This is a genomic window from Azonexus sp. R2A61, assembly GCF_021401135.1.
Classification (GTDB): domain Bacteria; phylum Pseudomonadota; class Gammaproteobacteria; order Burkholderiales; family Rhodocyclaceae; genus Azonexus.
The window spans coordinates 400,295-415,001 of the sequence record NZ_JACBFO010000002.1 but is presented as its reverse complement, the minus strand read 5'-3'; the positions used below and the strand labels follow the sequence as shown (position 1 = coordinate 415,001).

Sequence of the window (14,707 nt, the reverse complement as noted above, 5' to 3'; positions counted from 1 at the left end):
TTATGGTCTGGCTGCGAGCGGTTTTTCTGCTTTTTCTGTGGTCGACCGTGACATCGGTCCAGGCCAGGCCCTTGTCGGTCGTGCTCTTTCCCGGCGACCCGGCGACGCTGACGGCGGTCAACGCGGTGCAGCAGTTGCGCCGCGATCCGGCGCTGAAGGACGTGAGTTTCCGCATCGCCTCGTCGTCGCGGCCGTCGGCCGAGGATCTGGCGGCGCTGGGCAGTGCCGATCTCGGTCTGATCTACAACATGGGCCGCGAACTGGCCAACGCGATCACCCCGGCGGTGGCCCGGCTGCAGGCGCGCGGCGCCAAGGCCTACGCGGTCGGCGCGCCGTTCGAGGAGGGCGAGAAGCAGGCTGGCCTGACGCGCGACGAGATGTTGCGCGAGTACGCGCAGGCCGGCGGCGTCGACAACTACGCGGCGATGGTGCGGCGCGTGCTGGCCCGCGATTTCGGCTTGCGCGTCACCGCCGCGCCGGCCCGCGCCTATCCCCAGACGGCCTTGTGGAATCCGCGCAACGGCCGGACCTTCGAGGATTTCGACGCGTTCCGCAGCGACTACCTGCAGGGCCGTCCCGACCGCGAAGGGCGGCTGTGGGTCGGCCTGCTGTTCAACCGGGTGACCGCCCAGTCCGGCCGCTCGCCGCTGTTGCTGGCGATGGTCGAGGCACTCGAGGCGCGCGGTTTCAACGTGCTGCCGGCCTTCGGCTATCCGTCCGAACTGGCCGTCGAGAAATACCTGATCGACGCCGGCGGCAAGTCGCGCGTCGTCGCCGTCGTCGGCCTGGCGCTGAAAATGGGCAACGTCCCGGAAAAGACCATCCCGGTGATGCAGAAGCTCGACGTACCGACGATCAATGCGATCTCGCTGTACAGCCAGTCGCGCGCCGAGTGGGAGGCGTCGCCGCTCGGGCTGACGCTGATGGAGCGCGCCTGGCAGATTTCCGGCGCCGAGTTCGCCGGCGCCATCGCGCCGACCGTGGTCGCCAGCAAGGAGCGCCTGCGCGACCCGGCGACCGGGCTCGAATACGTCAACGAGGCGCCGATTGCCGAGCGCATCGAGCGCCTGGCCGACCGCATCCGGAAGTGGGTGGCGCTGCGCTACGAACTGAACCGCAACAAGCGCGTCGCGGTGATCTACTACAACTATCCGCCGGGCAAGGAGAACATCGGCGCCGCCTACCTCAACGTACTGCCGCGTTCGCTGTGGCAGATCCTCGGCCGCCTGGAAGGCGAGGGCTACGCGACGCAGGGCCGGCCGGCGACCGAGGAAGCGCTGTTCGACCGCCTGCGCGAGCACGGCACCAACATCGGCAACTGGGCGCCCGGCGCGCTCGAGAAGCTGGTGCGCGGCGGTGGCGCGATGCTGCTGCCGGTGGCCGACTACCGCAAGTGGTTCGACCAGCAGCCGAAGGCGTTGCGCGAGGCGATGGTCAAGGCCTGGGGCGAGCCGGAGCAGTCGACGGTGATGCTGTGGAAAGACGCCAAAGGCAAGCCGCACTTCGTTTTCCCGGCGCAGCGCTTCGGCAACCTGGTTTTCGCGCCGCAGCCGTCGCGCGGCTGGGAAGGCGATCCGAAGAAGATGTATCACGACGTGGCGCTGCCGCCGCATCACCAGTATCTGGCTTTCTACCTGTGGCTGCAGCAGGGCTTCCAGGCGCAGGCGATGGTGCACGTCGGCACGCATGCGACGCACGAATGGCTGTCCGGCAAGGAAGTCGGCTTCACCGCCGCCGATCCCGGCGAAGCGATGGTCGGTGACGTGCCGCAGCTCTACCCCTACATCGTCGACGACATCGGCGAAGCGCTGCAGGCCAAGCGGCGCGGCATGGCGACGATCATCTCGCACCTGACGCCGCCGTTCGACAAGGCGACGCTGAACAGCGAACTGGTGATGCTCAAGGGGCTGATCGACGATTACCTGGTCGCCGCGCAGAAGAGCGAATCGGCTGCCGCCGCCCGCCTCGCCGAAATCAATGCACAGGCCGGCAAGCTCGGCGTGCTCAAGGACATCGGCAAGAGCGCGCTGGTCGACGGCGAGGACGTCGAACTGATCGAGCATTACCTGAAGGAAATCGGCGAGACGCAGACGCCCTACGGCCTGCATACCTTCGGCGTGGCACCGCCGGAAAAGCTGCGCCGGTCCACCGCCGAGGCGATCGTCGCGCTCGACGGCAAGCTGTCGCCGACCGAGCGGGCGCGCCGCGTCGACGAACTGATGGCCTTGCTCGAAACCAGCGGCCGCGCCGAACTCGACGCGCTGGTCGCCGGCCTGGCCGGCCGCCACGTCGCCGCCGGGCCGGGCAACGATCCGCTGCGCAACCCGGCCGCGCTGCCGAGCGGCCGCAATCTCTACGGCTTCGATCCGTCGCGCCTGCCGACGCCCGGTACCTGGGAGCAGGGCAGGGCGCTGGCCGACAAGTTCATCGCCGACTACCGGCAGCGTCACGGCCAGTTTCCCGACCGCGTCGTGTTCAACCTGTGGAGCACCGAGGCGATGCGCCACGAGGGCGTCACCGAGGCGGAAATCCTGGCGCTGATCGGCGTCCGGCCGACCTGGGACGAGCGCGGCCGGGTCGACGGGCTGCAGGTCATCCCGCGCGGCGAGCTCGGACGGCCGCGCGTGGACGTCACCATCGTGCCCTCCGGCCTTTACCGTGATGCGCTGCCGACGCTGATGCTGCTGCTCGACCAGGCGGTCAGCGCGGTCAAGGACCTCGACGAAGCCGACAACCCGATCCGCGCCAACGTCCGCCGGACCCGCCAGGCGCTCGAAGCGCGCGGCATCCCGGCGGCCGAGGCCGAGCGCCTGGCGGCGGTGCGCATCTTCACCGAACCGTCCGGCGCCTACGGCACCGGCGTGGACAACGTGGTCCAGGCGAGCAATACCTGGGACAAGGAAAGCCAGATCGCCGATGTCTATTTCAACCGTGTCGGCCACTTGTTCGGCCAGGGTTACTGGGGCGACCGGCCGGGCGGCGCGGCGCTTGCCGTCGACCTGTTCAAGATGGCGCTGAAGGATGCCAAGGCGGCGATCCACTCGCGTTCGAGCAACGTCTTCGGCACGCTCGACAACGACGACGTCTTCCAGTACCTGGGGGCGACGGCGATGGCCATCCGCCAGGTCAACGGCAAGACGCCGGAGACCTACATCCTCAACCTGGCCGATGCCAAGGGTGGCAAGCACGAGACGCTCGACCAGTTCATGGGCCGCGAAATGCGCACCCGCTACACCAATCCGCAATGGGTCAGGGCGATGCTCGACGAAGGCTACGCCGGCGCCCGCTTCGTGATGAAGGTCACCGAGCACCTGTGGGGCTGGCAAGTCACCGTGCCCGAGGCGGTCGACGGGGCCAAGTGGCAGGAAATGTACGAAACCTACGTGGTCGACCGCAACCGGATCGGCGTCAAGGAGAAATTCCGCCAGGCGAAGAACCTGCTGGCCTACCAGGCCATCGTCGACAAGATGCTGGTGGCGATCAACAAGGGCTACTGGCAGGCCGATCCCAAGGTCAAGGCCGAGCTCGAGCAGGTCAATCGCCAAGTGATCGCCGAAGCCGGCGTCGCCTGCAACGCGGCGTCGTGCAGCAGCCGCGAGGTCAGCGAACTGGCGCAGGCGCAGGACCGCCAGGCGATGGCCGAGGCGCTGGCGATGTCGGCGCCGGACATGGGCCGTCAGTCGGCGCTGCCGCCGGCCGCGGCGCGCCCGGCGCAAACTGCCCGGGCGGCGCAGGCGGCCCAGCCCGGCCCGGCGCAGGCCGCTGTACGGCAAGCGGAAGCCGCTGCCGAGGCCACGCCGTCGAGCGCGAACAGCGACGTCGTCGAAGGCTTCGAGGTCAAGGAACAGGACAATCGTCCATCGCCGTTGCCACAAAGCGCCCGTTACGCGGCATTGTTCGGGTTTTTGCTGCTGGTCGCCCTCGGCGTGTTGTCGCGGGCCCGTTTCCGGAGAAAAGCATGACCCCGTTCGCCCGATTCGCCGCGCTTGCCCGGCGCCACTTCCTGTCCGGCCTGGCCGGGTTGCTGCTCGCCGCGTCGGCCTCGGCCGCCGCGCCGCCGGCGCCGGTCCTGCCCGAGTCGCTGGCGGCCAGCGCCGAGCTGGTTAACGGCGAACGCGACGGCTTCTGGGAAAAGACGCTGCTGGTCCGCTTCCCGACCGTGCGCCGCGCGTTGTCGACCAGTGACGGCCTGGTCGATGCCCGCGCCGCGCTCAACCACGCGGCGCATCCGCTGCTCTGGGGCAAGCTCGGCGCCGCCGGCAAGGCCTACAGCGAGGGCGTGCGCGATGCGCTGGCCGACCGCCTGGGCCTCGCCCGCGCGGCGGTGGCGCAGATGGCGACCGCCGCCGACATGGACAATCTGGCCGTCGTCACGCGCAGCCACGGGCCGCTGACGGTGACCGTGCTGGCCACCGCCGGCGCGCGCAGCAACGCGATCCGTACCGGCGTCGATAGCGGCAGCCATATCGAAGGACTCGACGATGACGACAAGCCGGCCGGCACGATCAATATCCTGGTGCTGAGCAACATCGAACTCAGCGACGCGGCGCTGGCGCGCGCGCTGATCACCGTCACCGAAGGCAAGACGGCGGCGCTCGAAGACCTCAAGGTGGCCAGCACCTACACGCCGGGCGTGCAGGCGACCGGCACCGGTACCGACAGCATCATCGTCGTCTCCGGCACGGCGGCGCCGCGTGCCACCTACACCGGCGGCCACAGCCGCATCGGCGAGTTGATCGGCAAGGCCACCCACGCCGCGGTGATCGAGGCGCTGGGCAAGCAGAACGGCTACTTCCTGCCCGGCGCCAAACGCTTCCCCGATGCCGCCGCCGGCCCGGCCAAGGCCGCTGGCGACCTGCGCATCGCCTTGCTCCATCTCGACCCGGCGCCCGGCGACATCGCCGGCAACCGCGCCCGCATCGAGGCCGGCATCCGTGCCGCGGCACGGCAGGGTGCCGACTGGGTGGTGACGCCGGAGCTGGCCGAAACCGGCTACAACTTCGCCAAGCGCGTCGGCACCGGCTGGATCGCGCCTTTCCCCGATGCCTGGATGCACACGCTGGCGGCGATCGCCCGCGACAACGGCATCGCGCTCTTCGTCGGCTTCGCCGAGCGCGAGAAGGGCAGCGGCACGCTGCACAACAGCGTCGCCGCCATCGACCGCGCCGGCAACATCCTCGGCGCCTATCGCAAGCAGCGCCCGGTCGGCCGCGCCGAGGCGTGGTCGGTGGCCGGCATCGACGGCAAGCCGTTCACCGTCGACGGCATCCAGGTCGGCACGCTGATCTGCGCCGACGCCTGGCGGCCCGACACTGCCGCCAGGCTCGCCGGGCGCGGTGCGCAGATCCTGCTCTCGCCGGCCAACTGGCCGCCGGTTGACGGCATGGGCCCGGGCGACGTCTGGGAGCAGCGCAGCCGGGAAACCGGGCTGCCGCTGATCGCTGTCAATCGCGGCGGCACGGAACCCGAACTCGATTTCTCGACCGGCGTCAGCGCCGTGTCGGTCGATGGCCGGCGGCTGTTCAGCTTCAATGCGCCGGCCGGCGGCATCTTCTTCGTCGATTGGGACCGCGCCCGACGCTTCCGCGAGGTGAAGCCTTGACGCTGCGTCGCTCGCTGGCCCTGGTCCATCGCTACAGCGGCTTGCTGCTGCTGGTTTTCGTGCTGATTTCGGCGTCGACCGGCAGCCTGCTGGTGTTCTCGCACGAGATCGACCGCTGGCTCAATCCCGGCCTGCTGCGCGTCGCAGTGCCGGCCGACGGCCGTTCCCGGCCCTACACCGAACAACTGGCGGCGGCGGTCGCCAGCCAGGCCGACGAGCCCGAAGCCTGGCAGCCGGTGTCGCTGATTCCCGGACGCCACGTCGACGGCGCCACCGGCGTGCTCTTTCGCCACCACGATCCGACGCGCACCGACGGCTTCTTCTGGCGCCAGGTGCTGGTCGATCCCTACACCGCCCGCGTCCTCGGCCAGCGCGAACGGACCCGGCTGAGCGCCGACCGTCCCGGCCTGATGAACCTGATCAGCGAAGTGCACGGCAAGCTGCTGCTCGGCGATGCCGGGCGCCGCTGCTTCGGCATCGTCGCCATCGTCTGGCTGCTCAGCCTGCCGCTCGGCCTGTTCCTGTGGTGGCCCGGCCGCGGCAAGCTGCGCCTGGGGCTGACCGTTCGCCGCGACCTCGGCCCGGCCCGGCGCAATTTCGACCTGCACCGCGTCGCCGGTTTCTACAGCGCGCCGGTGATCGCCGCCGTGACGCTGAGCGGCATCTACATGGCCTGGCCGGGCGAGGTCCGGCAACTGGTCGGGACGGTTCTTGCGGTCGACGGCAACGTCGCGCCAAAAATACCGCGCGCCGACGGGCCGGCGCAGATCGACGCCGATGCGGCGCTGCAGGTTGCCCGCGATGTCTTTCCCGACGGCGAACTGCGCCGGATCGGCCTGCCGCGCCGGCCGGGCGATGCCTACGCGGTGTCGATCCGGCTGCCCGGCGAAGTCCGCCGGCCATCGACGGCGCGCAGCACGGTCTGGGTCGACAGCCGCGATGGCCGGCCGCTGAAGGTCTACGACGCGACCCGCGCCGCCGCCGGCGACACCTATCTCGACTGGCAGACGCCGCTGCACACCGGCAGCGCCTTCGGCCTGCCCGGCCGCATCGCGGTCGCGCTCGGCGGGCTGGCCGCGGTGCTCAGCTGCGTCAGCGGTTTTCTCGTCTGGCGCCGGCGCTCGTCGGCCGGCCGTCGTCCCGCTTCCGAATTCTTCCCTCGAACCCGAAAGGCCCCACGATGAACAGCGCACACCACTTCGACGACTGGGATACGCCGGCAACCGCCGCCCGGCCGGCCATGCCTGCGGTCGACGCCGGAAATTCGGCAAAAACCGCGGTCGACCGCAACATTCCCGCAACGCCGTCGCTGGCGCCGATCAACGCCGCCGACAAGCGCATCGTCAACGGCCAGGCCGACATCAACCAGCTCGCGCCGTTCAAGTATCCGTGGGCCTGGGAGTTCTTCCTCAAGGCCAACCGCAACCACTGGACGCCGCTAGAAATCAGCATGGCGCAGGACGTGCACGACTACCACCACAAGCTCAGCCCGGCCGAGCGCCACGTCTTCGAAAACGTGCTCGCCTACCTGACCACCTCCGACATCCTGGCCATGCGCAACATCGGCCTGGCGGTGATGGAAAAGATGAGCGCGCCCGAACTGCAGATCTACCAGGCCCGCCAGGTCTATGAAGAAGCGCTGCACACCTGGACCTACCAGCACTGCATCGAAAGCATCGGCCTCGACCAGCAGGAAATCTACAACCGCTACCGCGTCGTGCCGCAGATCCACGGCAAGATCGCGCTCGCCAACCGGCGCCTGGAGCGCGTCATGCGCGCCGACTTCGACCTCACCGACCGCGCCAACCTGCACGAATTCGCGCTCTCCTACTTCTTCTTCGCGGTGATCTTCGAAGGCTGCTGGTTCTACAACGGCTTCACCCCGATCTTCGCGCTGCAACGGCGCGGCCTGATGAAGGGCGCCGCCGAACAACTGCAATACATCATGCGCGACGAAGTCCTGCACTGCGCCTTTGGCATCCGCGTCGTGCGCGAACTGTTGAAGGAAGAGGGCCTGGAACTCGACCCGCAGGCGTTGCGCGAGCTATGGGACGAAGCCGAAGCCGCCGAACGCGCCTACGCCAGCTACATCCTGCGCGACCCCATCCTCGGCTACAACGCCGACCTGCACGTGCAGCAGTTCCGCTTCATCGCCAACCGGCGGGCGCGGCAGGTGGGTGTGGAAGAACCGTTCCCAGGCGCGGAGAATGGACTGCCGTGGCTCGATGAACAAGCCAATCTGCGCAAGGAAAAGAACTTCTTCGAAACCCGCGTCACCGAGTACCAGACCGGCGGGGCGCTGGCATGGGATTGATCGAGCGCGCCTGGCAACAGCCGCTGCGCCTCGACGGCCGACAACGCCGCAAGGTGCTGCGTCACCTGCTGGCGCTCGACGGCGACGACCGCTTCGGCCGTTTCGCAACGCCGCTCGCCGACGCCGCGATTGCCGCCTACGTCGATTGCATCGACTTCGCGCAGGACCTCTGTTTCGGCAGCGTCGAAGCCGATGGTGAACTGTCCGGCTTCATCCACCTGGCACGCTTCGACGACTTCGCCGAACTGGGTGCCAGCGTCAGCGCCGGTTGCCGCTGCCAGGGGCGGGCGCGGCAACTGTTCCGGGCCGCGCTGGCCGAGGCGCAGCGGCAGGGCCTGCGCGAGATACATCTCGCCGCCGGCCACCCCGCCGCCCGCCACATCTGCCGGACGCTCGGCTACTCGATGCGCGAATCTGCCACCTATCCGCGGGTACGCGTCGCGCTGGCGAAAATCGCGGATTAGCGCGGTCGACCGCAGGTTTTGCGGAAAATCCATGACATCTTCGCCGTTGCCGGCCGGTGCATCCTTGCTATCGCCGGCGTCAAGCCGGGAGCGGCGATATACCGCCAACAGCGTTACATCCTGTGCGGTGCTGGCTCACCATCGTTTGTCTGTGACAGTCCGGCAAGGATGCCGCAGTGTTGCGTCAGATTCTCCTCGGGGCAGCACTGCCTTAATGCCCGGAGTTGTCGTTCCAACTCCTGCAGTTCGGCGATACGTCGTCCGACATGTCCGATATGCTCGTCGAGCAAGCGATTCACACCGCGGCAGTTTTCATCCGGCGAAGCCTTGAAGTGCAGCAGAATGCGAATCTCGTCGAGTGTCATGTCCAGACTGCGGCAATGGCGAATGAAAGTCATGCGTTCGAGATGTGTCGAGGTGTAGACGCGGTAGTTGCTTTCGCTGCGAACGGCTTTCGGGAGTAGTCCGATCTGCTCGTAGTAACGGATCGTTTCCGTAGTCGTGCCCGCTTGTCTGGCGATTTCTCCGATTTTCATGGACTTTTCCTGGTACGGGTGATGAGGAAGTTGACCTTGAAGTGACTTTAAGGTTTCAAATAGTGCCATCACTTGGAGATCGTTATGCAACCAATCAATGAACAGCCTCCTTCCACGGAGAATCTTGAGTCAGGAGGTCATCGAGAGGAGGCCGCTGTCGCGGCGGCAGGTGCGACCTCTGGTTTGGCAACCCAATCGACTCGGCAGGGCAAGCGATGCACATTGCGCATTCCCGCGATGGATTGCCAGAATGAAGAAAACCTCATTCGCCAGGCGTTGGTGGGTATCGATGGCATCCGTGGGCTGCGTTTTGAACTGACAGCCCGAAATCTATCGTTCGATGCTGCGCAATCCGCTCAGGATCAAGCCTTGCTGGCCATTCGCGAACTTGGTTTCGAGGCCGAGTTCGTGGTGGAAGAGGCCGTCGCCGAAATACCATCGGGGTTCGGCGAAATCGGCAAGGCGGTGTTTGCCCTGTGTCTCGCCGTCGCCGCCGAGGCGCTGGATTACTTTGCACCCGACACCTTGCCGTTCAAGGGGTTGGGTATGGTGCTGGCGGCTGTGGCGATTGCCTTCTCCGGATTTTCGACTTACCGCAAGGGCTTGGTGGCCTTGCGGCGCGGTCAGTTGAACATGAATGCCTTGATGGGGGTTGCCGTGACCGGTGCCTTCCTGATCGGCCAATGGCCGGAAGCGGCGATGGTCATGGCGCTCTATGCAATCGCCGAACTCATCGAGGCGCGTTCGGTGGACCGGGCGCGCAATGCCATTCAGGGCTTGCTGGCCCTGGCGCCGGATACGGCAGAAGTTCGTCAGATGGATGGTGCATGGCGTGAAATGCCCGCAGACCAGGTTTTTCTTGGTGCCCAGGTCAGGGTTAAACCGGGGGAACGCATTCCCTTGGATGGTCGCGTCATTGCCGGAAACAGTGCGGTCAATCAAGCACCGGTTACCGGCGAGAGCATCCCGGTCGACAAGTCGATGGGGGATTTTCTGTTCGCCGGCACCATCAACGAGACCGGGATGCTGGTTTTCGAAGTCACTGCCCTTTCCGGCAATACGACCTTGTCCCGCATCATCTCCGCGGTCGAGCAAGCTCAAGGCGCCCGGGCACCGACGCAGCGTTTTGTTGACCGATTCGCCGAAATCTACACCCCGGCTGTTTTCGTTGTAGCCCTGACCGTTGCTTTGCTGGGACCGTGGCTGTTTGACTGGAGTGTTTTACAGGCTATCTACAAGGCGCTTGTCCTACTGGTCATCGCATGTCCTTGCGCTTTGGTCATCGCAACGCCGGTAACCGTGGTTAGTGGTTTGGCCGCGGCAGCCCGTCGAGGTGTGCTGATCAAGGGTGGGGTTTATCTGGAAGAAGCTCGAAAGTTGCGCGCCGTCGCCCTCGACAAGACAGGAACCATTACCGCCGGTAAGCCCGAATTGGTGGCTCGAGAAATCATGCCGTCGACCATCGCGCAAGCGAAAATTCTATCCTGGGCCGCCAGTTTGTCCGGACATTCCGATCACCCTGTCTCCAGGGCCATTGCTGCTGCCTTACCTCCTTCGGATGATGACTTGCAGAATTTCCGGGCTTTACCGGGCCGCGGCATCGAGGGCACTGCGGGCGGGCAATTGCTGATGTTGGGAAATCATCGCCTGATCGAGGAACGCCAGCTATGCACACCGGCGATCGAAGCTCGGCTCAGCGAGCACGAAAACCAAGGGCGGACCGTGACGCTGCTTGCTTCGGAGAGTGAGGTGCTGGCCATTTTTGCGGTTGCCGATACCATCAAGGAAAGCTCGCGCACGGCGGTTGCCGAACTGCGTCGACTGGGTGTCGTGTCCGTAATGCTGACGGGCGACAACACGGCTACGGCAATGGCCATCGCGCAGGCGGCCGGCATTGACGATGCCCGCGGAAATCTTTTGCCGGAGGACAAACTGGCGGCCATCGAGGAATTGCGAGAACGCTATGGCTCGACGGCCATGACCGGCGATGGAATCAACGATGCACCTGCTTTGGCACGAGCCGATATCGGGGTGGCCATGGGAGCGGCCGGAACGGATACGGCGATGGAGGCGGCGGATATTGTCATCATGAACGACAACCTGCGGCGGATTCCTGAAACGATTCGCTTGTCGCAACGTACGCACGCTGTTCTGTGGCAGAACATTGCCTTGGCATTGGGTATCAAGATCGTCTTTCTGGGATTGGCACTTTTCGGCAGCGCAACGATGTGGATGGCTGTTTTTGCCGATATGGGCGCCAGCCTGCTGGTCGTCGTCAACGGGTTGCGGATGTCGAGAGTCGCTACTCCGCGCTCGGGGGATTGAAACCTGTTTTTTTGAATCACTTTTGTTCTGTTACCATTCGTCGCATGCGTCGCTGGGTTTCTATTTTCCTGTTGATCATTCTGCCGCTCCAGGTTTCGTGGGCAGCTGCTGCCGTCTATTGCCAGCATGAAGCAGGGACTGGACAGCACTTCGGTCATCACGATCACAAACACCAGGCCGGGGATGGCGAGTCGTCAGGAAAAAGCCCCAGCCTTAGCGTGGACAACGATTGCGCCGTCTGCCATGCGGGTTGTGTTGCTGCATTAACCGCCGTCGGTTGTGCTCTGCCCAGGGTTGAAGCAATCGATGCGAGCACGCTGCTCGTACGCTTCCTTGCCTCACCGCCAGGTGAGGAACCTGAACGCCCCAATTGGCTGATCTCCGCCTGATCGGCGGGGCTGGGCGTTTTTCTCCCAACTTCTGTTTGCTGCGGCCTGAGAGTCGCATGCGTACCGTGCCATTCGTTAACGGATAGCGCCCCGCCGATTCCCCAACGTGTGTTTCATCATTGGAGAATCGGATGTACCCCAAAAAAATAGTAGCCTCGTTGCTGCTCCGGAGCCTTTTCGGAGTCAGCCTTTTTGCCTGCAGTAATCTTTCAGCGCAGATGCCCGACGCGCTGTCCGCAACGACATTTTCGTCCGTGCTCGGCAAGGAACCGGCAGGCTCATTGACGCTGTCAGCGGCTATCGATTTCGCGCTGGCTTCTAATCCGGAATTGTCCGCGGCCGACAATGAGCTGCGTGCTATCGAAGGCGTTGTGCTTCAGGCGGGGGCTTTGCCCAATCCGGAAATTTCCACTTCCGTCGAAGATACACAGAACAAAGCGACTCGGACTACGAGCATCCAGCTCAGCCAACGGATCGAGTTAGGTGGTAAACGTTCCGCCCGAATTGCCTCTGCAGAGCGGTGGCGTGACGTCGCAACCGCAGATCTTGCTGCAAAACGCCTGGATGTACGCGCAACCGTGACGGCTGCCTTCTTTGATGTCCTCGTTGCACAGGAGCGGGTTCAGCAAGCAGAGGACTTGTTGCGTCTTGCTCAGCGTGTCAGTCAGGCAACTTCAAGACGTGTCGTCGCGGGAAAAATTTCTCCAGTGGAAGAAACCAAGGCTCGTGTAGCAGAAGCTTCCGCACGGGTCGAATTAAACCAAGCGCAACGGGAGCTGTTGACAACCCGTAAACGTTTGGCGGCCAGTTGGGGAAGCTCGATGCCAAGATTCGACAAGGCAGAAGGACGTACCGAAATTTTGCCGGCGCTTCGCTCTGCTGAAGATATCGATAGCAGCTTGAATAGCTCCCCCGCGTTGCTCCGTGCCCGCCATGAAATGGAGCGTTTTTCTGCGCTTGCCGACCTGGAGCGTGCGCGACGGATTCCAGACGTGACCGTCAGCCTGGGCTCAAAAAAGGCTGAAGAGATTGGGCGTAATCAAACCACTGTCGGACTCTCGATGCCTTTTCCGATCTTTGATCGAAACCGGGGCAACGTGCTTGAAGCACAGCGACGTGCCGACAAGGCGCGCGACGAACTTGTTGCAGCCGAGCTTCGCCTAGGAACCGAAGTGGCACAGAACCAAGAGCGCTTGAGGGCACTGGTCGTCGAAGCGCAAACCCTGCAAGACGAAATCGTACCGGGGGCACGCAGTGCCTATGAAGCCGCCAGCAAAGGATTCGAACTGGGGAAATTCAGTTTTCTGGAGGTTCTGGATGCCCAGCGGACCTTTTTTCAAGCGAGAGCTCAATACCTGAGAAGCCTGTCCGATGCGCATCGGACCGCTGCCGAGTTGGAGCGCATTCTGGGCTCTGTCGATTCAACACCCTCCAACGTACTCAGCCGTCCTTAGGAGCTCGTCGTGAAAATTAAATTCACTAAATCGGTTTTCAATCTAACTAAAAAACAAGCGAGTGCCATTGCCGCGATCCTGTTGCTCGGAGTCGTTGCTGGCGCCTGGATAATGGGAAGCAGTGCCGCGAAGCCGGGGGCAGAACCGCATGCGCATGCCAGCCATGCAGAGGCCGGGGAGCATGGCGATGCCGAGCATCACGGTAGCAAGGGCGGCGATGGACACGACCATGCAAAGGAACATGATGATTCTGAGCATCATGAGGATGCCCCGAGATCGGGGCCACATGGCGGGAAGGTTTTTTCCGAAGGTGGTTTCGGCCTGGAGTTGCTGTTATTCGAGGAGGGTGGTGAACCGAGTTTCCGTGTCTGGCTGTTCCAGAAAGACATGCCGCTCACACCCGGTGCAGGCAAAGTATCGATCACGCTGACGCGGCCGGATGGAGAAAAGCAGGAAATTCCGTTTGTCGCCGAGAAGGAGTACCTGAAAAGTACCGCTCCAATTGCTGAACCCCACGTATTCGAAGTAGCGATCACGGCACGTCTGGGCGAGCGCTCTTTCATGTTCATCGATTCACGGGAGGAGGGAAAGGTCGAACTGACGGATGAGCAACTCAAGGCTGCCGCCATCGACATTCAAAAGTCTGCTCCTGCCAAAATCAAGACAGCGAGCCAACTCCCTGGTGAAATTCGCTTTAACGAAGACCGTACAGCGCATGTTGTCCCTCGTTTAGCCGGTGTTGTCGAAAGCGTTCCCGCTAATCTCGGGCAGATGGTCAAACGAGGCCAGGTACTGGCGGTGATCGCCAGCAGCAGCCTTTCCGAGCAACGCAGCGAACTGCTGGCGGCGCAAAAGCGCCTTTCGCTGGCCAAATCGACCTACGAGCGCGAAAAAAAGCTCTGGGAAGAAAAAATCTCTGCTGAACAAGATTACCTGCAAGCCCAGCAAGCTTTCAGGGAGGCTGAAATTGCTGTTGCCAACGGTCAGCAGAAATTGGTTGCGCTTGGCGCGAGTGCCACGGTTTCAGGCAGTCTAAATCGCTATGAAATCCGTGCTCCGTTCGACGGCATGGTGGTTGAGAAACATATCGCGTTGGGCGAAGCCGTCAAGGAAGATGCCAATATTTTCACGATTTCCGATTTGTCTTCCGTCTGGGCGGAGATCGTTGTGTCGGCCAAGGATCTCAATATCGTCCGGGTCGGTGAAAAAGTCGTTGTCAAGGCCACCGCCTTCGATTCTCGAGCCGAAGGCAGCATTTCCTATGTTGGAGCGTTGCTCGGCCAGGACACTCGCACCGCCAAGGCCCGAGTTACTTTAGCTAATCCCAAGATGGCGTGGCGCCCCGGTCTGTTCGTGAGCATCGAACTTATTTCCAGCGAAGCCGAGGTTCCCGTCAGCGTGCTTTCTGAGGCTGTCCAGACAATTGACAACAAAAGCATCGTTTTTACCAGGGTGGCGGATGGCTTTGTCGCACAGCCGGTGATTCTGGGACGTTCCGATGGCAAATACATCGAAGTGCTTAGCGGAATGAAGGCCGGAACCGCTTATGCCGCCTCAGGCAGCTTCATTCTGAAGTCGGAACTCGGCAAGGGTAGCGCCGAGCATAGCCACTAAGGCGAGGGA

General features: G+C 63.9%; 10 protein-coding genes. 9 read left to right on the top strand and 1 reads right to left on the bottom strand.

The genetic code is table 11. The annotated features are described in order from the left end of the window. Positions 1-2 precede the first annotated feature (2 nt). The 5 genes from L0962_RS07035 to L0962_RS07010 are packed head-to-tail and all read left to right on the top strand — an operon-like array spanning position 3 to position 8,380. The gene (locus L0962_RS07035) at positions 3-3,962 is read left to right on the top strand and encodes a cobaltochelatase subunit CobN (protein WP_301332255.1); all 3,960 of its coding nucleotides are present in this window, start codon (positions 3-5) and stop codon (positions 3,960-3,962) included. Then, positions 3,959-5,602 (top strand): adenosylcobinamide amidohydrolase, encoded by a 1,644-nt coding sequence (locus L0962_RS07025; protein WP_234085642.1) that lies wholly within the window; start codon positions 3,959-3,961, stop codon positions 5,600-5,602. The genes L0962_RS07035 and L0962_RS07025 overlap by 4 nt, the downstream gene beginning before the upstream one ends. Beyond that, positions 5,599-6,786 carry a PepSY domain-containing protein gene (locus L0962_RS07020; protein WP_234085641.1) on the top strand — a complete coding sequence of 396 codons (1,188 nt, stop codon included), beginning with the start codon at positions 5,599-5,601 and terminating at the stop codon, positions 6,784-6,786. The genes L0962_RS07025 and L0962_RS07020 overlap by 4 nt, the downstream gene beginning before the upstream one ends. Beyond that, positions 6,783-7,916 carry a ribonucleotide-diphosphate reductase subunit beta gene (locus L0962_RS07015; protein ID WP_234085640.1) on the top strand — a complete coding sequence of 378 codons (1,134 nt, stop codon included), beginning with the start codon at positions 6,783-6,785 and terminating at the stop codon, positions 7,914-7,916. Before L0962_RS07020 ends, L0962_RS07015 begins: the two co-directional genes overlap by 4 nt. Continuing rightward, entirely contained in the window at positions 7,907-8,380 is a 474-nt protein-coding gene (locus tag L0962_RS07010) for a GNAT family N-acetyltransferase (RefSeq protein WP_234085639.1), read from the top strand. Before L0962_RS07015 ends, L0962_RS07010 begins: the two co-directional genes overlap by 10 nt. 113 nt (positions 8,381-8,493) lie before the next feature. On the opposite strand, the gene cadR is transcribed toward L0962_RS07010, so the two are convergent. Next, on the bottom strand, positions 8,494-8,916 hold the full coding sequence (gene cadR, locus L0962_RS07005; protein WP_234085638.1) for a Cd(II)/Pb(II)-responsive transcriptional regulator: 423 nt from the start codon (positions 8,914-8,916) through the stop codon (positions 8,494-8,496). Positions 8,917-9,000: 84 nt separating this feature from the next. Here cadR and L0962_RS07000 point away from each other — a divergent pair, with 84 nt between their 5' ends. From L0962_RS07000 to L0962_RS06985, 4 genes are all read left to right on the top strand, one after another. After that, positions 9,001-11,241, top strand: coding sequence for a cation-translocating P-type ATPase (locus L0962_RS07000; protein ID WP_234085637.1), 2,241 nt, complete (start codon positions 9,001-9,003; stop codon positions 11,239-11,241). A gap of 44 nt (positions 11,242-11,285) precedes the next feature. Then, entirely contained in the window at positions 11,286-11,630 is a 345-nt protein-coding gene (czcI, locus tag L0962_RS06995) for a cation efflux protein, CzcI family (protein ID WP_234086233.1), read from the top strand. A 131-nt stretch (positions 11,631-11,761) separates the two neighbouring features. Next, on the top strand, positions 11,762-13,084 hold the full coding sequence (locus tag L0962_RS06990) for a TolC family protein (protein WP_234085636.1): 1,323 nt from the start codon (positions 11,762-11,764) through the stop codon (positions 13,082-13,084). A gap of 9 nt (positions 13,085-13,093) precedes the next feature. Then, complete coding sequence (locus tag L0962_RS06985) at positions 13,094-14,698, top strand: efflux RND transporter periplasmic adaptor subunit (protein WP_234085635.1); 1,605 nt, start codon at positions 13,094-13,096, stop codon at positions 14,696-14,698. Positions 14,699-14,707 lie beyond the last annotated feature (9 nt).